The organism is Pseudomonas sp. MEJ086 (assembly GCF_030209025.1).
In the GTDB taxonomy this organism is placed as follows: domain Bacteria; phylum Pseudomonadota; class Gammaproteobacteria; order Pseudomonadales; family Pseudomonadaceae; genus Aquipseudomonas; species Aquipseudomonas fulva_A.
The window spans coordinates 93,334-113,187 of sequence record NZ_JARVSV010000029.1 but is presented as its reverse complement, the minus strand read 5'-3'; the positions used below and the strand labels follow the sequence as shown (position 1 = coordinate 113,187).

The 19,854-nt window shown below is 61.6% G+C and carries 22 protein-coding genes and 1 pseudogene; 16 read left to right on the top strand and 7 right to left on the bottom strand.

The window, feature by feature from the left end; translation table 11 throughout:
• Positions 1-29: 29 nt before the first annotated feature.
• The 3 genes from QRN22_RS19095 to QRN22_RS19085 all read left to right on the top strand — a co-directional run bounded on the left by QRN22_RS19095 (position 30) and on the right by QRN22_RS19085 (position 3,209).
• Positions 30-677 carry a malonate decarboxylase holo-ACP synthase gene (locus QRN22_RS19095; protein ID WP_042552017.1) on the top strand — a complete coding sequence of 216 codons (648 nt, stop codon included), beginning with the start codon at positions 30-32 and terminating at the stop codon, positions 675-677.
• The gene (mdcH, locus tag QRN22_RS19090) at positions 674-1,609 is read left to right on the top strand and encodes a malonate decarboxylase subunit epsilon (protein WP_042552016.1); all 936 of its coding nucleotides are present in this window, start codon (positions 674-676) and stop codon (positions 1,607-1,609) included. The genes QRN22_RS19095 and mdcH overlap by 4 nt, the downstream gene beginning before the upstream one ends.
• 253 nt (positions 1,610-1,862) lie before the next feature.
• On the top strand, positions 1,863-3,209 hold the full coding sequence (locus QRN22_RS19085) for an SLC13 family permease (RefSeq protein ID WP_042552015.1): 1,347 nt from the start codon (positions 1,863-1,865) through the stop codon (positions 3,207-3,209).
• Positions 3,210-3,224: 15 nt separating this feature from the next.
• Here QRN22_RS19085 and QRN22_RS19080 read toward each other — a convergent pair whose 3' ends face one another.
• Together QRN22_RS19080 and QRN22_RS19075 are read right to left on the bottom strand one after the other, a co-directional pair.
• A complete protein-coding gene (locus tag QRN22_RS19080) occupies positions 3,225-4,142 on the bottom strand; it encodes a LysR family transcriptional regulator (protein ID WP_042552014.1) in 918 nt (305 codons plus the stop codon).
• 66 nt (positions 4,143-4,208) lie between these two features.
• Positions 4,209-4,520, bottom strand: a complete 312-nt coding sequence (locus tag QRN22_RS19075; RefSeq protein WP_042552013.1) for an I78 family peptidase inhibitor — start codon at positions 4,518-4,520, stop codon at positions 4,209-4,211.
• A gap of 224 nt (positions 4,521-4,744) precedes the next feature.
• On the opposite strand from QRN22_RS19075, the gene QRN22_RS19070 reads away from it, so the two are divergent.
• The 5 genes from QRN22_RS19070 to QRN22_RS19050 all read left to right on the top strand — a co-directional run bounded on the left by QRN22_RS19070 (position 4,745) and on the right by QRN22_RS19050 (position 7,964).
• Entirely contained in the window at positions 4,745-5,671 is a 927-nt protein-coding gene (locus QRN22_RS19070; protein ID WP_042552072.1) for an ABC transporter ATP-binding protein, read from the top strand.
• Entirely contained in the window at positions 5,668-6,429 is a 762-nt protein-coding gene (locus QRN22_RS19065; RefSeq protein WP_042552012.1) for an ABC transporter permease, read from the top strand. Before QRN22_RS19070 ends, QRN22_RS19065 begins: the two co-directional genes overlap by 4 nt.
• A 194-nt stretch (positions 6,430-6,623) precedes the next feature.
• Positions 6,624-7,226 (top strand): CoA pyrophosphatase, encoded by a 603-nt coding sequence (locus QRN22_RS19060; protein ID WP_042552071.1) that lies wholly within the window; start codon positions 6,624-6,626, stop codon positions 7,224-7,226.
• Positions 7,227-7,248: 22 nt separating this feature from the next.
• On the top strand, positions 7,249-7,773 hold the full coding sequence (locus tag QRN22_RS19055; protein WP_042552011.1) for a gamma carbonic anhydrase family protein: 525 nt from the start codon (positions 7,249-7,251) through the stop codon (positions 7,771-7,773).
• Positions 7,773-7,964: a DUF1289 domain-containing protein gene (locus QRN22_RS19050; RefSeq protein WP_042552010.1), complete on the top strand. Its 192-nt coding sequence runs from the start codon at positions 7,773-7,775 to the stop codon at positions 7,962-7,964. The genes QRN22_RS19055 and QRN22_RS19050 overlap by 1 nt, the downstream gene beginning before the upstream one ends.
• A gap of 50 nt (positions 7,965-8,014) precedes the next feature.
• Here the strand turns inward: QRN22_RS19050 and QRN22_RS19045 are convergent, their stop codons facing one another.
• Complete coding sequence (locus QRN22_RS19045) at positions 8,015-8,686, bottom strand: COG3650 family protein (protein ID WP_042552009.1); 672 nt, start codon at positions 8,684-8,686, stop codon at positions 8,015-8,017.
• A gap of 65 nt (positions 8,687-8,751) precedes the next feature.
• Here QRN22_RS19045 and QRN22_RS19040 point away from each other — a divergent pair.
• Positions 8,752-9,145, top strand: a pseudogene (locus QRN22_RS19040) (DUF488 domain-containing protein).
• Between the two features lie 222 nt (positions 9,146-9,367).
• Here the strand turns inward: QRN22_RS19040 and QRN22_RS19035 are convergent.
• From QRN22_RS19035 to QRN22_RS19025, 3 genes are read right to left on the bottom strand one after another with little or no spacing between them, the layout of a single operon-like run.
• Complete coding sequence (locus QRN22_RS19035; protein ID WP_042552070.1) at positions 9,368-9,682, bottom strand: NIPSNAP family protein; 315 nt, start codon at positions 9,680-9,682, stop codon at positions 9,368-9,370.
• Between the two features lie 52 nt (positions 9,683-9,734).
• Complete coding sequence (locus QRN22_RS19030) at positions 9,735-9,986, bottom strand: hypothetical protein (RefSeq protein WP_042552008.1); 252 nt, start codon at positions 9,984-9,986, stop codon at positions 9,735-9,737.
• A gap of 13 nt (positions 9,987-9,999) precedes the next feature.
• Positions 10,000-10,875, bottom strand: coding sequence for a LysR family transcriptional regulator (locus QRN22_RS19025; RefSeq protein ID WP_042552007.1), 876 nt, complete (start codon positions 10,873-10,875; stop codon positions 10,000-10,002).
• A gap of 88 nt (positions 10,876-10,963) precedes the next feature.
• On the opposite strand from QRN22_RS19025, the gene QRN22_RS19020 reads away from it, so the two are divergent.
• From QRN22_RS19020 to QRN22_RS19000, 5 genes are all read left to right on the top strand, one after another.
• Positions 10,964-11,428 carry a multidrug/biocide efflux PACE transporter gene (locus QRN22_RS19020; RefSeq protein WP_042552006.1) on the top strand — a complete coding sequence of 155 codons (465 nt, stop codon included), beginning with the start codon at positions 10,964-10,966 and terminating at the stop codon, positions 11,426-11,428.
• Between the two features lie 121 nt (positions 11,429-11,549).
• Complete coding sequence (locus tag QRN22_RS19015) at positions 11,550-12,086, top strand: hypothetical protein (RefSeq protein ID WP_042552005.1); 537 nt, start codon at positions 11,550-11,552, stop codon at positions 12,084-12,086.
• Between the two features lie 246 nt (positions 12,087-12,332).
• Complete coding sequence (gene guaB / locus QRN22_RS19010; RefSeq protein ID WP_042552004.1) at positions 12,333-13,802, top strand: IMP dehydrogenase; 1,470 nt, start codon at positions 12,333-12,335, stop codon at positions 13,800-13,802.
• A gap of 78 nt (positions 13,803-13,880) precedes the next feature.
• Entirely contained in the window at positions 13,881-15,458 is a 1,578-nt protein-coding gene (gene guaA, locus QRN22_RS19005; RefSeq protein ID WP_042552003.1) for a glutamine-hydrolyzing GMP synthase, read from the top strand.
• 816 nt (positions 15,459-16,274) lie between these two features.
• A complete protein-coding gene (locus QRN22_RS19000; RefSeq protein WP_051424572.1) occupies positions 16,275-16,847 on the top strand; it encodes a hypothetical protein in 573 nt (190 codons plus the stop codon).
• 52 nt (positions 16,848-16,899) lie between these two features.
• Here the strand turns inward: QRN22_RS19000 and QRN22_RS18995 are convergent, their stop codons facing one another.
• A complete protein-coding gene (locus tag QRN22_RS18995; RefSeq protein WP_156152633.1) occupies positions 16,900-18,084 on the bottom strand; it encodes a hypothetical protein in 1,185 nt (394 codons plus the stop codon).
• A gap of 475 nt (positions 18,085-18,559) precedes the next feature.
• Between QRN22_RS18995 and QRN22_RS18990 the strand changes: the two genes are divergently transcribed.
• A complete protein-coding gene (locus tag QRN22_RS18990; RefSeq protein WP_156152632.1) occupies positions 18,560-18,733 on the top strand; it encodes a hypothetical protein in 174 nt (57 codons plus the stop codon).
• Position 18,734: 1 nt separating this feature from the next.
• Entirely contained in the window at positions 18,735-19,853 is a 1,119-nt protein-coding gene (locus tag QRN22_RS18985; protein ID WP_042552001.1) for a hypothetical protein, read from the top strand.
• The last annotated feature ends 1 nt before the right edge of the window (position 19,854 follow it).

The following is a 19,854-nucleotide window of genomic DNA, read 5'->3' as shown; positions in this document are numbered from 1 at the left end:
TCGTCGTTGCCTGGATCGAGGACTCGTTGATGGTCAATGAAAGGTCGCCGGTGCCCATCCCCCATGATCTGCTGTGGGGCTTGGCTGCCGCACAACTGCCGCTGGACGCTCCGGCCTGGGTGCATGGCGCCCTGAGCCGTCACGCCCCGGTGGTGGTGCGCCGTGCCCTGGCCGAGCCAGGTTGGATTGCCGTGGGCGTTCGCGGCCGAGTGCGGGAGGAGCGTTTCGCTACCTGGATGCGCCTTGACCAGGTGCGCCGACGCGTCAGCCCGGAGGGGGTCGCGCGTACCGGGCGCTGGCTGCGCCATGCCAACGGCGCCTGGCCGGCACTGCGTGCGCTGGCCTGGCTCGCGCCACAGCTCGACCGTGCCGGCCTGCGCTGGGGCGTGACGGGAAGCCTTGGTTTCGAGCTGGCCAGCGGGCTGTGCGCCGCACACCCGGCCAGCGACCTGGATCTGCTGATACGCGTCGCCCAGCCAGTACCACGGGCCTGGGCCGGAGAATTGTGCACGTTGATCGATTCGGCACCGGGCAGCATCGACGTGCAGCTGGAAACTCCGCACGGCGCGCTGGCCCTGCGTGAGTGGGCAAGTGGCGCAGCACGGGTTCTGCTCAAGAGCAACGCCGGGCCACTGCTGGTCAGCGACCCCTGGGCTGCAGAGCGATCGGTGGCATGAGCACGCTCTGGGCGTTCCCCGGCCAGGGCGCGCAGCAGCCCGGCATGTTGCATGACTTGCCGGCTGAGCCCGCCGTTGGGGCGTGCCTGGACGAAGCCGCAGCGGTGCTCGGTGAGGCGCTCTGCGATCTGGATTCCGCCGAGGCCTTGCGGGGCACCCGCGCCGTACAACTGTGCTTGCTGATCGCCGGCGTGGCGGGTGCCCGATTGTTGACGGCGCGAGGACTGAAGCCCGACTACGTCGCCGGGCTGTCTATCGGAGCCTACGCCGCTGCGGTAGTCGCCGATGCGCTGAGTTTTGCCGATGCGCTGCGTCTGGTCGCTCTGCGTGGCCAGTTGATGCAGCAAGCCTATCCCCAGGGCTACGGCATGACGGCGATTCTCGGCCTTGATCTGAACCGTATCGAGCGCTTGCTGGCTGAGGTGAACGGCCCGCAATCGCCGGTGTTCCTGGCCAATATCAATGCCGAAAACCAGTTGGTGATCGCCGGCAGCCGCGCCGCCATGCAGGCCGTGGGCGAGCGTGCCCGGGCTGCCGGTGCAGGGGCGGTCAAGCCGCTGGCGGTCAGCGTTCCCTCGCACTGCGCGCTGCTCACCGAACCCGCCGCCAGGTTGAACGAAGCGTTCGCCACGGTCACCCTGCGGCGTCCGGCCGTCCGTTACCTGAGTGGTAGCAGCGCGCGACTGTTGAGCGAACCTGATGCGCTACGCGATGACCTGGCCAACAACATGTGCCGAATCGTGGATTGGTACGGCACCTTGCAGACGGCGTTCGAGCGGGGCGTGCGGCTGCACCTCGAGCTGCCGCCTGGCAGCGTGCTGAGCGGGCTGGCCCGGCGCGTCTTCGAGCCGGGCATGGCCGTCGCCTTTCAGGGCGCGCGTCTGGATACGCTGGACGCCCTGCTGCGTCAGGAGGTGAGCCAGAGCCGATAACAACGCCCGATTGCCGAAGCACAAGAACAATAACTTCGATGCGTCACGAGGATAAAAACAATGATCACCTACCGACGAACTCCACTCGCCATCCTTACTCTGGCCGGCTTCATCACGCCGCAGGCCGTCGTGCAAAGGGCGGTAGCCGCTTGGGTGTGCGCATGAGCAGACGCGCAGCACCGCACGGCCAGGCAGCACCCATGGATGGCGTGTCGCCATCGGATGAAACCAACCAGGTGTCTCGGGAGGGCGTATGAGTCCGGAAATCGCAACGATCATCGGTCTGGTGATCATGTTCATCGTGGCCACGGCCCTGCCCATCAACATGGGCGCCGTCGGCTTCGCATTGGCGTTCATCGTCGGCGGTATCTGGGTCGGCATGGGGGGCAAGGAGGTTCTTGCGGGGTTCCCCGCCGATCTGTTCCTGACCCTGGTCGGCATTACCTATCTGTTCGCCATCGCCCAGAAGAACGGCACCATCGACCTGCTGGTGCATTGGGCGGTGAAGGGCGTGCGCGGCCATATCGTGGCCATTCCGTGGGTGATGTTCATCGTCACCGCTGTGCTCACCGCCTTCGGCGCGCTGGGACCAGCGGCGGTCGCGATCATCGGTCCGGTCGCGCTGCGTTTCGCCAAGCAGTATGAGATCAACCCGTTGATGATGGGCCTGCTGGTGATCCACGGGGCGCAGGCGGGCGGGTTCTCGCCCATCAGCGTGTACGGTGGCATCACCAACCAGGTGGTGCAGAAGGCCGGGCTGGACGTCACGGAAATGGCCGTGTTCCTCACCAGCCTCGGCTTCAACCTGCTGATGGCGTTCATCTGCTTCTTCGCTTTTGGTGGTATCGCACTGCTGCGCCGTGGACGTGCCGTGGCCGATGAGCCGTTGATCGCCGGTGTGCAGGCGTCGTCGCGTCAGTTCGCCATCGAGGGCCATGGCGCGGTGGTCAGTGCCGGTGGCGGCACCTTGTCCAATAACCCGCAGGCGCTGGATGAGGTGCGCATCAACCGCGATCACCTGATCACTCTGGTTGGTCTGCTGGGCCTGGGCATCGCTGCGCTGGTGTATGACCTCAACGTCGGTCTGGTGGCGATCACCGTGGCCGTCGCTATTGCGGTGATCTCGCCGTCCGCGCAGAAGGGCGCCGTGGACGGCATCAGCTGGTCCACGGTGCTGCTGATCAGTGGTGTGGTGACCTACGTCGCCGTGCTGCAGAAGGCCGGTGCAGTCGACTTCGTCGGCCATGGCGTCAGCGCCATCGGTATTCCGCTGCTGGGAGCACTGCTGGTCTGCTATGTCGGTGGCATCGTCTCCGCCTTCGCGTCTTCGGCGGCCGTGCTGGGCGCCACGATTCCGCTGGCGGTACCGTTCCTGATGCAGGGCCAGCTCAGCGCGGCAGGCGTGATCTGTGCGCTGGCGGTGTCCTCCACGGTGGTGGACGTCAGCCCGTTCTCCACCAATGGCGCGTTGGTGGTGGCTTCGGCGGCGAAGGAAGAGCGCGAGGCGTTGTTCCGTCGTTTCCTCGTCTACAGCGGGCTGGTGGTGGCCTTCGGCCCGCTGCTGGCCTGGTTGCTGTTCGTGGTGCCGGGCTGGATGTAACCCACCGGGCTGGCCTCAGGCATTCAGCCCGAGGCTGTACATGCGGCATTCGGCAAGGAGCGCGAGCAGGTTGGGGTCGCGCTCCTTGGCTTTGAGAAACACCACGCCGATGTGCTGCTGCAGGTGGTACTTGGTCTGCAGTGCAATCAGCTTCACGCGGTTCTCGTACACCGCCGCGATGCGCCCCGGCAGCAGGGCGTAACCCACGCCGGAACTGACCATGCTGAGCAGGGTGAAGATGTCGTTCACCTGCATGGCCACATTGGGCTCGAACCCCGCCTGCTGAAATACCCGCACACCGTCCTGGTGGGTGGCGAAGCCCTGGGTCAGGGTGATGAAGGTGGATTCGCGCAGGTCGGCCAGGTCCACTTCGGCCTGCTCGGCGAAGGGCGAGTCCACCGGTACGGCGAGGAAGATGTCATCGGAAAACAGCGGCAGTTGCTCGCAATCGGGATGGGGATCGCAGTCGCTCAGGGCGACCAGAATCGCGTCCAGCTCCATGTTCTTCAGCTTGTACATCAGGTCGATGTTGGAGCCGAGAATCAGGTCGATATTCAACTCGCTGCGCCGTATCTTCAGGCCCATGATCAACTGCGGTACGGTTTTCACCGTCAGTGAATACAGCGAGCCGAGCTTGAAGCGCTCGGCCGAGAATCCGGCTGCTTCGCGGGTCAGGCGTACCGTGTCGACCACGTCCTTCACCAGCTGGCGAGCCTTTTCCTCCAGCACGTAGGCGCTTTCGAGGGGAATCAGATTGCGCCCTTCGTGCTTGAACAGCGGGCAGCGCAGGGCGCTTTCCAGCGAATGAATGGCGCGGTGCACGCTGACGTTGCTGGTGTCCAGCTCGCTCGCGGCTTTGGTCAGGTTGCCGCAGCGCATGAAGGCCAGAAAGATTTCCAGCTTCTTGAGCGTCAGTTCTTCATCTATCTGCATGGGCCAGATCCACTCCTTGGCAGGGGGCTGGCCCGATTGTGACGCAGATCGGCAGGGGCTACCAAATCAACCGCAGGCGATGCGCTCGATCACTTCCGCTTCGCTGATGTCGATGTTCAGGCGTTGGGAGTCGTAATCCAGGGTGACCATGTCGCCAGGCGAGAGTACCCGTGCGGTGCGTGCGCCGGACTGCTGGCGTGCCTGTTCGACGATTTCCGCGGTGGCGACCTGACCGAGCAGGCCCTGGGCGGCTTCGGCACTGCATTTGCCGTTGTTATTGGCGGGTTTCGAGGCCTGGGTGGGCGCTGTGTCGGTCGAACTGCAGCCGGCGAGCACGGCGAGCAGGGCGGCGCCGCCAATCAGGTGTTTGAAAGCCATTGCATGATCCTTGTGTCTGAAGGGTTCACTGTGAAGTACCAGAGTGTGCCGTGTATCGGACTGTCTTGTCGTGCCCGTGTTCCGAATTCGGCCTATCCACAGGCTGTCGAGGTGCGCCTGGTCGCCATCGAACCCCGTGATGGCGCGCGCTCCGCCGAGCGGGGCAGCGTGGCGTGTAGCATTTCTTTACAATGGCCGACTGTTTCCAGGATCAAGGCAATGCCGTGCAATCGGTCATTTCTATTCAGCAGTTGAACAAAACCTATGCGTCCGGGCATCCGGCGCTGAAATCCATCGATCTGGACATCCACAAGGGCGAGATCTTCGCGCTGCTGGGTCCCAACGGCGCCGGCAAGACCACGCTGATCAGCATCATCTGCGGCATCGTCAATCCCGGCAGCGGTTCGGTGACGGTTGGCGGCCACGACATCCTGCGTGATTACCGGGCGGCCCGGTCGAAGATCGGCTTGGTGCCCCAGGAGCTGTTCAACGAAGGTTTCGAAAGCGTGTGGGCAGCGGTGCGCTTCAGCCGTGGCCTGTTCGGCAAGGCGCCGGACAACGCGTATCTGGAGCAATTGCTGCGCGACCTGTCGCTGTGGGACAAGAAGGACGCGCGCATCTTCGAACTGTCCGGCGGCATGAAACGCCGGGTGATGATCGCCAAGGCGCTGTCCCACGAACCGGAGATCCTCTTTCTCGACGAGCCGACCGCCGGAGTCGACGTCGAACTGCGCCGCAACATGTGGGAAATGGTGCGCAAGCTGCGCGAACGCGGCGTGACCATCATCCTGACCACCCACTACATCGAGGAGGCCGAGGAAATGGCCGACCGCATCGGCGTGATCCGCAAGGGCGAGATCATTCTGGTGCAGGACAAGGACACCCTGATGCGTCAGCTCGGCAAGAAACAGCTGACCTTGCACCTGCAGCAGCCGTTGAGCGAACTGCCGCCGGCGCTGCAGCGTGATGACCTGCAATTGCGCGACGACGGCCACGAGCTGGTCTACAGCTTCGACGGCCAGCAGGAGGACACCGGCATCGCCGCATTGCTGCAGGTGCTGGCGCAGCAGGGCATCGCCTTCAAGGATCTGCAGTCGAGCGAGAGTTCGCTGGAGGACATCTTCGTCAGTCTGGTGAGGGATCGGACATGAATTTCTACGCGATCCGCGCCATCTACCTGTTCGAACTGGCCCGCACCTGGCGCACCCTGCTGCAGAGCATCGCCACGCCGGTGATCACCACCTCGCTGTACTTCGTGGTGTTCGGCTCGGCCATCGGTTCGAGCATGACCCAGGTGCATGGCGTCAGCTATGGTGCCTTCATCATCCCCGGCCTGATCATGCTGGCGCTGCTGACCGAGAGCATCTCCAACGCCTCGTTCGGCATCTACATGCCCAAATACTCGGGCACCATCTACGAGGTGCTGTCGGCGCCGATTTCCTACCTGGAAATTCTCCTCGGCTACGTGGGCGCGGCGGCCACCAAGTCCATCGTGCTCGGCCTGATCATCCTCGCCACGGCGCGGCTGTTCGTCGATTTCGAGATTCTCCATCCGTTCTGGATGCTGGCCTTCCTGGTGCTCACGGCGCTGACCTTCAGCCTGTTCGGCTTCATCATCGGCGTGTGGGCCGACGGCTGGGAGAAGCTGCAGATCGTCCCTGCGCTGATCGTTACGCCACTGACCTTTCTCGGCGGCAGCTTCTACTCGATCAGCATGCTGCCACCGGTATGGCAGACGGTGACCCTGTTCAACCCGGTGGTCTACCTGATCAGTGCGTTCCGCTGGAGCTTCTACGGCGTATCCGACGTCAACGTGCTGGTCAGCCTGGGGATGATTCTCGGCTTCCTGCTGGCGTGCATCCTTACCGTTGGCTGGATCTTTAAAACCGGCTATCGCCTGAAAAGCTGAAAAAAACTGCTGCGCGTCGGCCCTGCTGCGTTAAAAACGGGCTCGAAATGCTCATGTACAAAAGTACATTGCGCTTTCTCGCCTGTTTTTGCCTTGCATGATCCTAGCTCGCGAGTTTTTCGCAGGGTGTGAAAGGGTGGGTTCCAGGCTTTTTTCATGCCATTATCCGGCGCAGAAGAATTCCGAGAATGGTCATGCTGGACGAGTTACTCCAACGCGTTCGAGGCTACAGCCCGCACTTCATGGAGGCCCAGGAGGGTTTTCCCGAGGCTGCGGTGCTGGTGCCCATCACCCGCAGCGATGAGCCCGAAGTGGTGCTCACCCTGCGCGCCAGTGGTCTGTCCACCCACGGCGGCGAAGTCGCCTTTCCCGGTGGCCGCCGCGACCCGGAAGACCGCGACCTGATCGACACCGCCCTGCGCGAGGCCGAAGAGGAAATCGGCCTGCCGCCCGGCCTCGTGGAGATCGTCGGGCCGCTCAGCACGCTGGTTTCCAGGCACGGCATTCAGGTAACGCCCTATGTCGGGGTGGTGCCTGACTTCGTCGACTACCAGGCCAACGATGGCGAGATCGCCGCGGTGTTTTCCGTGCCCCTGGCGTTCTTCCGTGATGACCCCCGTGAAGTCACCCACCGCATCGATTACCTCGGCCATAGCTGGTACGTGCCGAGCTACCGCTATGGTGAGTACAAGATCTGGGGGCTGACGGCGATCATGCTGGTGGAGCTGGTCAATCTGGTCTTTGATGCCGGTATCGACATGCAGCGCCCACCCGAGTACTACATTCACCTCACGTGAGCCTGGCTCCGAGACTTTCGCCATGAAATACCGCCTGGGCAATGCCCGTGTCGAACAGCATCCGCAAAGCTGGGTCGCTCCCAGCGCCACCCTGATCGGCAAGGTACGCCTCGAGGCGGGGGCCAGTGTCTGGTTCGGCGCGGTGCTGCGTGGCGACAACGAACTCATCCATATCGGCGAGGACAGCAACGTCCAGGACGGTGCGGTCATGCACACCGACATGGGCTCACCGCTGACCCTGGGCAAGGGCGTCACCGTGGGCCACAACGCCATGTTGCATGGTTGTTCGGTCGGTGATTACAGCCTGGTCGGCATCAACGCCGTGGTGCTCAATGGCGCGCGTATCGGCAAGCACTGCATCATCGGCGCCAACGCGCTGATCGCCGAGGGTAAGGAAATTCCCGATGGTTCGCTGGTGGTGGGCTCGCCGGGCAAGGTGGTGCGTGAGCTCACCGAGCAGCAGAAGAAGCTGCTCGAAGCCAGTGCCGCTCACTATGTACAGAACGCCAGGCGTTATGCCACCGATCTCGCCGAGCAGGAAGACTGATGCAAACCGCCGAACGTCCCGTCGCCTCACCCTGCGTGCACGTCTGTGCACTGGACGAGGAGGACATCTGCATCGGTTGCCAGCGCAACGTCGACGAGATCACTCGCTGGAGCCGCATGGAAAACGCCGAGCGCCGCCAGGTGCTGCAGCTGTGCCATGAACGTGCCCGGGACAAAGGCATCCTGCTCTAGCGGGGCGCGCCGGCCCATTGCGACGCATCCCACGCAGGCAGCGGCTCCGATCAGTCGTTACGCGCTCCGCCGAACGCCGCGCAGCCACGCATCAGCTTGCCATTGAGGCGTAGCTCGGCGCTCAGGTGCTGTACCGCGCCGCTCATGGTGTCGACGCAACGCTGCGGCGCTATCCACAGCTCCACGCGCTGGCCATTGGCTTCGCTGGTCAGGTTGATGCGGCCATCGGGCAGTTGCTCTTCCATGTAGGGCAGCGCCAGGGGCTCGTGCTCCGGACCGCTGAGCACCATGCCCTGATTGCTCACGGTCACGCTCCAGAACGGCTCCTGGCCGCTGGCGCGCACCAGTGTGCGCTTGAAGTTGGGGTCGTCGCAGCCATGGCCTTCACCCTGCAGCCGATACACGCGGCTCAGCTCGAAGCCGCCGTCTGCACCGCTGATCTTGGTCGACCCCATCTGCCCGCGCAGGTCGGCGAACAGAACGGAATGACCATCGCCCAACAGCTCGCTGCTGTCCTGGGTGATACCGGTGCTGCCCTCGCCGATGGCGAAGCGGCGTGGATCGCTACAGGGGGAAAACCATAGCTGGCCGGCTTCGCGAGTCAGCTGGCCCTGCAGGCGTGTCTGCGATTTTTCCGGGTCCACGGGCTTGCCCGTATACACCGCGCAACTGGCGAACAGTGGCAACAGGGTGAACACTAGGAATTTGCGGCTGATAGGCATGTGGCTCTCCGTTTGCGAGCGGCCACGTTACCGAGGCCGCTGGGCAATCTCAAGGGACGCCAACGATGATCCGCTGCAAGCGTGTTTACCAGGCGCAGGAGGAGGGCGACGGCTACCGGGTGCTGGTCGACCGCCTGTGGCCATGAGGTTGTCGCAACGATGCGCTGCACCACGATGAGTGGCTGCCAGCTGCAGCACCTTCCGCCGAACTGCGCCGCCAGTTCTTACCGCGTCGAGGTGTTCGACGCCTTTCGTGAGGGCTGTCGCCGCGAGTTAGCGGCACACCCCGAGTATTGGCAAAGCCTGCTGACGCGCGCCGCAGCAGGCAAGCTGACGCTGTTGTACGCCGCCTGCAACAGGGAGCACAACAACGCCCGGGTACTGCAGGATTTTCTGGAAGATGAGCTGGAGCGGCGTGGCGCGAGTAGCTCGCTGGTGCGTTATGCGGGCGAGCTGTAGGACTTACAAGCTGTTTACGATCATTCGCCGTAACTCCGCACGTAGAGACTGTAACGTGGCGGAAACGGCCGGCTGACCGCCACTTGTGGGAACGGGCCATGCCCGTGATTTCGCGGGCATGGACCAGGTGTCCCCGCCCGTTCCCACAGGTACTGCATCAATGGCTGCTCCTGCCTTATTGCAGTCGATTCCGGATACAAACTCCCAAAAAATCAAAGGTCTTTAACGGGGCTCGACACCTACCGGGCGCATGAAGCTGCGCTCGTAACTGATGATGCAGCGGTTCTGCTGTGCATAGGCGAAGGCCTCCAGGCACTCGGCATCTTGCATCGAGCGCTCACGGTACTCCTCGTAGGTGGCCAGGCTGGGGAAGCTGAACAGTGCCAGGGCCACGTTGTTGGCACCTTCCGATGGCAGGAAGTAGCCGTGATGCTGGCCGCCGAATTTCTCCACCAGGGGTATCCATAATTTTGCGTAGTGCTCGAACTCGGCCAATTGGTACGGGTCGATGATGTAGCGCAGGTAGCAGGTGATCATGAGGGGCTCCTTGACGGCGGGCAGCATAGCTCAGCTCAACAGCGCTTGGCACTTAGCCGAATGTCTGTCCCAACTGCCGCAGTGTCTCGCTGGTCTTTCGTAGCGTTGCATCCTTCGCGAAGACGGCAAGGTAGATCAACAGGCCATTGGGCAGCAGCAGAAAGCCGGCGAGCCAGAGGTTGAAAGCAATGCCGAACAGCGCGTAAAGCGACAGCCCCAGCACCACCGCCAGCAGCAGAAAAAAGCCGAGACGTGTGCCGGTGAAGCTTCTGCGTTCTATATCGAGTGGGGTAAAGCTTTTCATTCATGACACTCCTTCATACAGCCAGCAGCCGCTCCAGCAACCAGGCGGCAGCCGGGCCCAGCGGCCGTTCCCGCGACCAGACCACATCCACCGCAACCTGCTTGGGCCAGCCGTTGATGGCCAGTTCCTGCAGGCGATCCCCGCCATGGCCCATGACCAACTGGCGAGGCAGGGCAGCCCAGCCAAAGCCCAGCGTGGCCATCTCCAGCAGCAGCAGGTAGTCCGGCGCCGACCAGCAGCGCCCGCCACTGCCCGGCAGATCGTCCAGTTCTTCTTCCTGCTTCGCCACAGTGCTCAGGCGCAGTACGCGCCAGTGGGCCAGATCATCCGCAGTGACTCGCGGTAACTGGCTGAGCGGATGCCCTCTGGCGACGAATAGACCGAAATCTGCACAGTCGGCCAGGCTGGCGTGGGCCAGTTCCGGCGGATAACTGGGTTGGGCAGCGAGCAGGCCAAGATTGACCCGGCCCTGGCCGACCAAGTCGAGAACATCAGCGTGTTCGGCGAAAAAACACTCGAATTCCAGATCCGGGTAGCGCTGGTCGAGCTCCACCAGACGAGCCTGATACTGGCTCGCCTGGTAGGCGTCCGACAGCACCAGGGTCAGCTTGGGCTCCAGGCCCGCAGCCAATTGTCCGGCCTGGCGCAGCAGGCGATCGGATGCGGCCAGCACATCCTGTACCCGGCTCAAGAGGCTGCAGCCGGCCTCGGTCAGCGTGAGCTGGCGCGCGCCGCGTACGAACAGGCTGACGTTGAGGTCGATTTCCAGCCGCGCAATGGATTCGCTGACCGTCGACTGGCTTTTGCCCAGGCGCCGGGCCGCGGCACTGAACGAGCCGGTGGCGGCCGCCTGGGCAAACGCCTGGAGAGATTCGGGAGAAAGGTTCATATCGGTTTTTCCGATGGCTGGCAACTTTGCTCTGGCTGTTTTTCCGATGAGGATAGCCCCATCGACGTTACCTTGCGAGTCATCAAAAATGAGTCAGTCCAATCAGATCGCCCGTCGCTCCTTCAAGGAGCGCGTGCTGCATGCAACCCTGTTCGAAGTGATCGCCGTGGTGGTGTGCGCGCCGTTGCTGGCCTGGGCCATGGGTAAATCCCTGGCGCACATGGGCGCCCTGACGCTGATGTTCTCGGCCATCGCCATGTTCTGGAACATGATCTTCAACGTCATGTTCGACGCCGCGCAGCGCCGCATGGGTTTCGAGCGCGGCCTGTGGGCGCGGATCAGCCATGCCCTGCTGTTCGAGGCTGGCCTGATTCTGGTGCTGGTACCGCTGGCGGCCTGGTGGCTGTCGATCAGCCTGGTGGCGGCATTCTTCCTGGATATCGGCCTGATCCTGTTCTTCCTGCCCTACACCCTGGGCTACAACCTGGCTTACGACAGCCTGCGCGAGCGTTACTTCCAGCGCCGCCAGGCCAGCGAACTGGCCTGCCGCTAATCGCCTGGCTTTGGCCACGGCCTGCCACGCTGCAGGCCGTCGGCCGAGCGTCATGCGGCTTGTGATCCGCTGCCGGCAACCCCTAAGCTTCGCGGTTTACGGTTCCCCCGAAGGCAAGGGCATGGCTACTCAGAGTATCGTCGTTCCGCGGATTTCCAGCTTCCCCGGCCACGAGCGCAAGGCGCAGCAGATTCTTCGCTGGTTGGCCAAGCGCGATATCGTCGAGGCGCTGCCGACCACCTGTGGGCGCAATGGCATGGCCTACGCCATCGCGCCTGGAGCGAGCAGGGTGGTCGAGTTCGCCGAGCGGCTGCCGTTCGGCCAGGCTGTCAATGGGCTGGAGGTCATCTACCGGCGCTGCATCTACACGCCCGTCGACGGTTTCCTCGAAGAGGCGGGTTGCCCCGAGTGCCGCAAGGAGATCGGCGAGGCGTTGTTCGAAAGCCTGGACGAGTGGACGCCAGGAGAAACCGACAACTTCACCTGCCCCGAATGCAGGCACGAAGACGACATCAACGGTTTCCTGTTCCTGCAGCCTTGCGGCTTTTCCAACCTGGGCTTCATCTTCAATGGCTGGGCCGATGCGCGGTTCACGCCTGCCTTTCTCGAAGAGTTCGCCGAACGGCTGGGGTATCCCGTCGCGCTGGTAAGCGCCTAGGTTTATTACGCAAGCAACGCCCTGCCTGGTATGGCGATCCGCCAGTGGTGCGGGGTTGCAAGGGGAGGGGGAGCTCTTCCCTGAGCCTGAATAGATCAGGCTGCATGAATGCTCATCGGTTCCCCGCCACCTGAGAATCATTGATATTAATTGCCGAACGGTCGATATCCATTCTTTACATTGAGTGACAGGGGCTGACTCGGTATAATGGCGCGCTTCCAATTTTCCCGTCTGGGAGCCCCCGCCATGCTGCGTATCAGTCAAGAAGCTCTTACCTTCGACGACGTTTTACTTATCCCCGGTTTCTCCGATGTTCTGCCGAAGGACGTCAGCCTCAAGACTCGCCTCACCCGTGGCATCGAGTTGAATATTCCGCTGCTATCCGCAGCCATGGATACCGTGACCGAAGCCCGCCTGGCCATCGCCATGGCGCAGGAAGGCGGCATCGGCATCATCCACAAGAACATGACCATCGAGCAGCAGGCTGCCGAAGTGCGCAAGGTCAAGAAGTTCGAAGCCGGTGTGGTCAAGGACCCGATCACCATCGAGGCCGACGCGACCGTGCGCGACCTGTTCGAACTGACTCGCCAGAACAACATCTCCGGCGTTCCCGTGCTGAGCAATGGTGATCTGGTCGGTATCGTCACCTCCCGTGACGTGCGCTTCGAGAACCGCCTGGACGCTACCGTCCGTGAAGTGATGACCCCCAAAGAGCGTCTCGTCACGGTCAAGGAAGGCGCTGCCAAGGACGTCGTTCGCGATCTGCTGCACAAGCACCGTATCGAGAAAGTCCTGATCGTCGACGATGCCTTCACCCTCAAGGGCATGATGACCGTCAAGGACATCGAGAAGGCCAAGGCCTACCCGCTGGCCAGCAAGGACGATCAGGGTCGTCTGCGCGTGGGTGCTGCTGTCGGTACTGGCGCCGACACCGGTGACCGCGTTGCCGCGTTGGCCAATGCCGGTGTTGACGTGATCATCGTCGACACCGCCCATGGCCACTCCAAGGGCGTGATCGAGCGCGTGCGCTGGGTCAAGCAGAACTTCCCGGACATCCAGGTGATCGGCGGCAACATCGCCACCGGCGCTGCCGCATTGGCCCTGGCCGAAGCGGGCGCCGATGCGGTCAAGGTCGGCATCGGCCCTGGCTCGATCTGCACCACCCGTATCGTCGCCGGTGTCGGCGTGCCGCAGATCTCCGCAGTGGCCAATGTCGCCGCCGCGCTGGAAGGCAGCGGTATTCCGTTGATCGCCGATGGTGGCATCCGTTTCTCCGGTGACCTGTCCAAGGCCATCGTTGCCGGTGCTTCCTGCGTGATGATCGGCTCCATGCTGGCCGGTACCGAAGAAGCTCCAGGCGAGATCGAGCTGTTCCAGGGCCGCTCCTACAAAGCCTACCGTGGCATGGGCTCGCTGGGCGCCATGTCCCAGGCTCAGGGTTCCTCGGATCGCTACTTCCAGGACTCCGCTGCCGGTGCCGAGAAGCTGGTGCCTGAAGGCATCGAAGGCCGTGTGGCCTACAAGGGCGCCATGGGTTCCATCGTCCATCAACTGATGGGCGGTCTGCGGGCCTCCATGGGTTACACCGGCTGCGGGACCATCGAAGAGATGCGCACCAAGCCCGAGTTCGTCCGCATCACCGGTGCCGGCATGGCCGAATCTCACGTCCACGACGTGCAGATCACCAAAGAAGCGCCGAACTACCGGGTAGGTTGATGCTTCGGTAATACCTGTAAGCGGGGCTGTTATCGACAGCCCCGCGTTGTTTCTGCTTACCACTGACGAGAACTAGTCATGGCCCTCGACATTCACGCTCACCGCATCCTGATCCTCGATTTCGGTTCCCAGTACACCCAGCTGATCGCCCGCCGCGTGCGCGAGATCGGCGTGTATTGCGAACTGCACCCGTTCGACATGGACGATGACGCGATTCGCGAATTCGCACCGCGCGGCGTCATCCTCGCCGGTGGCCCGGAGTCGGTACACGAAGCCAACAGCCCGCGTTGCCCGCAAGCGGTATTCGACCTCGGCGTGCCGGTATTCGGCATCTGCTACGGCATGCAGACCATGGCCGAGCAGCTCGGTGGCCGAGTGGCCGGTTCCGACCTGCGCGAATTCGGTTACGCCCGCGTCGATGTGGTCGGCAAGAGCCGTATCCTCGATGGCATCGAAGACCATGTCGATGCCGACGGCGTATTCGGCCTGGACGTCTGGATGAGCCACGGCGACAAGGTTACCGAGATCCCGGCTGGCTTCCATGTGCTGGCCAGCACGCCAAGCTGCCCGATTGCCGGCATGTTCGACGACGACCGTAACTATTACGGCGTGCAGTTCCACCCGGAAGTGACCCACACCAAGCAGGGCGAACGCATCCTGTCGCGCTTCATTCTCGACATCTGCGGCTGTGAAGCCCTGTGGACGCCGTCGAAAATCGCCGAAGATGCCATCGCCCAGGTGCGCGCCCAGGTCGGCGATGCCAACGTACTGCTCGGCCTGTCCGGCGGTGTAGACTCCTCGGTGGTCGCGGCGCTGCTGCACAAGGCCATCGGCGATCAGCTGACCTGCGTATTCGTCGACAACGGCCTGCTGCGCCTGCACGAAGGCGAGCAGGTGATGGCCATGTTCGCCGAGAACATGGGCGTCAAGGTGATCCGCGCCAACGCCGAGGCGCAGTTCCTCGACAACCTGGCCGGCGAAGCCGACCCGGAGAAGAAGCGCAAGATCATCGGCCGCACCTTCATCGACGTGTTCGATGCCCAGGCCAGCCAACTCGACAACATCCAGTTCCTGGCCCAAGGCACCATCTACCCGGACGTGATCGAGTCCGCTGGCGCCAAGAGCGGCAAGGCGCACGTGATCAAGTCGCACCACAACGTCGGCGGCCTGCCCGAGGAAATGAACCTCAAGCTGGTCGAGCCATTGCGCGAGCTGTTCAAGGACGAAGTGCGTCGCCTCGGCCTCGAGCTGGGCCTGCCCTACGACATGGTCTACCGCCACCCATTCCCGGGCCCGGGCCTGGGCGTGCGCATCCTCGGTGAAGTGAAGAAGGAATACGCCGACCTGCTGCGTCGTGCCGACCACATCTTCATCGAAGAACTGCGCAAGGCCGACTGGTACCACAAGGTCAGCCAGGCGTTCGTGGTGTTCCAGCCGGTGAAATCGGTTGGCGTGGTCGGTGACGGCCGCCGTTACGCCTGGGTCGTGGCCCTGCGTGCCGTGGAAACCATCGACTTCATGACCGCCCGCTGGGCACACCTGCCGTACGAACTGCTGGAAACCGTCAGCGGCCGCATCATCAACGAAATCGACGGCATCTCCCGCGTCACCTACGACGTATCGAGCAAGCCGCCAGCGACCATTGAGTGGGAGTAGGATTTTTTCTTAATATTTTGATTTTTAAAGATAAAATCTGATTCTAGACTGATGTGCTCTGTATTGTTAATGGTCTTTCGCATGGCTCGAAAAGGCTAAGTCATAAGATTTATCTCGGTACCATGCTTGGTGGAGCGTCTAGGCATGGTATCCGAGCCAGCTAAGTTCCAGGCAGGAGCTTGTGCCGGGGGTAGTGGCCGACTGCTGTCTTTGGTATCCGGCAGCTAACAGGGCTAAGCCAACGCGCGGGCGATGCACCCATTTCCAGCTTGGGCGGTTCTCGTCCATATCAATTAAAAAGACCTGAAAAAACAAAGGCCCTCGTTAGCAGGCCTTGTTCGGTGTTGCTTGTAAACATCGTTTTGGAACTGCGCTGGAGGCTTTACGAATGCGCCCCTCTACCAACTGAGCTATTCCGGCGGAGCCGCGAGTAGGGCGGGTCAATGCGCGGGTGTTCGGGATGGGGTGGTAAGCCGCTGGGAAGCCGGGGTGCTCCCTACTCTGGCCCCTGCTTTGGAGAGCCAGTGATCGCAGCACACCAGTAGTAGCGAACAGCAACCCTCGTTGGTCACGTCAAGCGGGGACATATCCATCACATCCCCAGTCCATTACTTCAGCCACGTTACGGGTACTCCCATGGGGCACCGCCGCGCGCACAAGCTCGGCTGTGTGCACTGCCCACTACACTGGCTACGCTGCTGATCGCCGGCCACCCGTGCTTGCCGCTAATAGGGCATTCCAGCAGAATGTACCGAAGCCACACGACGGCCAGCAGGTCGTTCCCAGATGTGCAGACCGCCCCGAGAGAACGCCGACATGAAACTCCGCCCCCGCATCGCCGCATGCATGCTTGCACTGCTTCCTACGGCCTTGATGGCGCAGGTACCAACGGAACTGTTGGGTGGTGGCAACTCGGCGAATGACGGGAAAATGGCAAACACGCCGTTCTACAAAGGCAAGGAAGGCATTTGGGTGCTGTCGCACAAGGCGGTGAACGATGGCTACCAGTGCTCCGTAGGTTTCATCACCGAGACGGCCTCGCTGAAAATTGCAGGTCCATGGGATGCCGACATGGCCAAAAAAGGCGACGGGATGCTTTGGTTCAACAGCAAGGACATTCCCCAGGTAAATGCCCCTAAGACCGTAAGAGTCACATTCGGCAATGGGCTGGGCAATGCTGATGTCGGGGCCTACCAGATACCCGGCAGTGACGGCCAGGGAGGGGGGTTCATCCTGTCGCTCAAGTTTGACTCGGTTCTGAAGGATAAAAGCGACACTGCCCACTACACCATCGGCATGGATGGCAAGTCCATGGTCGATATAAAACCCATTGCCGTGCAGGCCGCCTATAGGCGTTTGAAGGAATGCATGGCGGTGCGGGTAAAGTAAGCCCCCGGACGACAGCTCCGGGGCAGTACGTTACACCGCCTTACCGTGCCGTCTATTGGCCGGGCGCGTTCATGATGTCGGCGCAGGCATGCATGCCGCGGGTATCCCCTGCAGAGTCAGCCGTCACCCGGACATCGGCAACCTTGTATACGTTGTCCGACTCGTCCGGCATCAGGACATAGCGCACGTTGCAATACTGCCAACCGCCCGCCGTGCCCATTGGGGCGCCATTGAAAGCATTCACCCACTGCACCTGGTTGTCGTACGAACTGCCGTAGGAAAGAAAGCGCATCCCACCGGCATCATTGATTGCCGGCGGCCCGTTCGCCACGACCACATCGTGTTCTGTCTTCCCCACCCACAGCTGGACCAGCGTTGACTCGGCCCGCGACAGCTTGCGCTTGCCGCGCAATTGCGCAGCCTTGGTGGTAAAGGAAAGTTCTCCGCCAAGCTTCTTGAGCGTTGCATTGGTCTCATCTGCTTCACGGTCAACTCTCGACTTGAGCTCGGCCATGTTTCGTTTGAGTCCGGCGATTTCATCCGGCGTCATTTCCCGCGCGGCTACCGAGGGTGGACGTACCGCGTCCTTCCAGATGTGCTTCCAGGTGAAATCCGCCGCATCCTCACCAGCACCTATCGGAACCGCGCCCAAAACATGGATGCCCAGCCCTTCCATATTTTTTGCAAGCAGTTCGTTATTGATGGAGCGGTCCGGGTTACCCGACGCCTGCAGTGCGCTCGAGAAAGCATCCGGCTGACAGGCAATGCGATAGGCCTGCAGCAAGGTGTAGCTCGAGGTCGTCTGCCAATCCGTGGGTTGTGTTGCATCGTACCTGTCCTTCTTCCGGGACCAGGTTCCACCTCCATTGGAACGGAACCTGATGGTGTCTACCTCCGGCAAGGATGCAAGTTTGATCTCGACATCTTTCGGAACCCGCACATTGCTTCCGTTCAAGTCCGGCATGATCATGCGATTCATGTTGGGGCATTCGAATTGCGCCGCCATGACCGTCCAATGAGGCTTGTCCGCCGCCTCGTAGACCAGTTCCAGCTCCATCCCTCGGATCAGCGTTTGGGAGAATGCACTGCCACCCAGTCTGGCGATATCCTCCGCATTGGCATACACGATCACGCGGTTGGGCGATTCACCCTGCATGTCGATGATGTACTTGTTCGCCAGTACCGGGCTGGCCATCGCCAATATGGCCAGCCCGCAAAACATTTCTCGAATTTTCACTGAAGGATCCTTTGTTGCCATCCACAGCGCAGCGCATGGCCGGCTATGACCTTGAGATGGTTCGATCTTAGAGCCGCTCGGTTCGGCTAACAAGCCGAGGTATAACCGGACCCAACGTGGTGCAGAGCGTGCGCTGCGACGGATGTTCGTTTTGGGTCGATAGCAGTCGCCGGTGACGAGGGGCAACTACCGGCCAAGAGCAGATGTAGATGACAGGCCGCTATCGGCCAAAAGCTGCCGGTCGCCAATAGGCCGGTTTCCGCCTGTGGCCAGCGGGTCGGGGTTGGTCTATAGCGGTCAATGCTAGCCGCAGCCCCCATTTTGCTCGCAGTATGCTCTGTACCTTGTAAGGGCGGTCAATTCCATTTGTTGTCGGACGGATCCGCTGCCCTTTTTCAGCTAGATTCACGAAGCTAATAACTGCCTGCCACATCAGCTTGCCCTAGATGACGAATGTCTATCTACAGCTGAGTGGATGAAGGATGCGTTCGACACACCGGCTAAGGTTAACCAGCGCAAGACGTGGGTTATTGAGGCTTGCCTGCAGGCGATCAAGCCGTTCCCGAGCGCGGGTTTTGATTGCAAGAAAGATATTTCCTTTAAAGTGCTTTCCGAGGTCATTGACCCGTTGACGACTAAGGGCAAATAAAATGGCAGTAGGTATCCCCGCGAAAAAAGCGACCTTTCGCTTTGCGCAGAAATTCAACGGTGTGGTATCCACCGCTATTGGTGGTGATCAACTGTATGTGCTGTACAGCAGTAAAGACGCCGAGGGTGAGCGTTACTTCAAGGCTTTTGACCTGCCTCGGTACAACGGCCTAGAGGACGATGTGCCGGCACGTCTGAGCCGCAAGTCGGAGCCACGCTGGCGCCCGATGTTTCTGAAGAGTGGCTTGTTGTATGTCTATGGGGAATCCCCCGAACTGATCGATGTGACTGACTGGCAGCCGCGTTACAGCGAGCATGAAGCGGTCGCCAACCCTGAATGGGCAATCGACGGCCGCTTTGTCTACGACGGCAAACGGATTTACCGCGCTTTTGGCTGGAATGACTACAGCCGTGGCCTGGATATCGTCGAGAACGGCAAGGTGGTCGATCATGTTGACATCGATATCCAGTATTTCATGCCGGCCGCTGACGGCCTGATTTACGGAGTACGACTGTCTGCTCCGGTTTTCTGTGTGTACTCACTCACTGAAAAAACCGTGAAGCTCGAAATTCCTCTGGACCGTTTCGAGTTTGCGCCTGGCGTTACCCTGGCTCCGACTTCGCGTGACGGCGACACGCTCTACGTGCTGGCAGGTGATCATGTACTGGTCATTGATTTGACCTCTTTCACCCTCGTCGGCGAGTTTGCTTACTTCAATACCGCGTTCATGCAAACGCTACTGGCTGGCATGAAGTACAAAAATCAGGCATTTCCGCGCTACATCAGCGCCCGTGGCGGCACCGTCCTCTTGAGTAACGTCAACAGCAGCGGCTTCGTACTCTGCTTATCCACGGTTGATGGAGTCCAGCTTTGGGCACGCAAAAGCAACGATGAAATGCTCGCCGCGAATACCGATGGCGACCTTGTGTTCGGTCTGGAGGAGCGCCGACCCCGCGCCTGGGACAAGTACACCGGCGCGGAGGTTTGGCAGGCATCGGCCGGGACCATTGCCAATACCATCGAGGTGAGTGGCGACTGGGTGGTCTACCACCAGCCTGCCGGCGATATTCAGTGCTTCACCTGGAAAAAGCCCTATTCGTCACCTCATCGTCGGGGTTGAG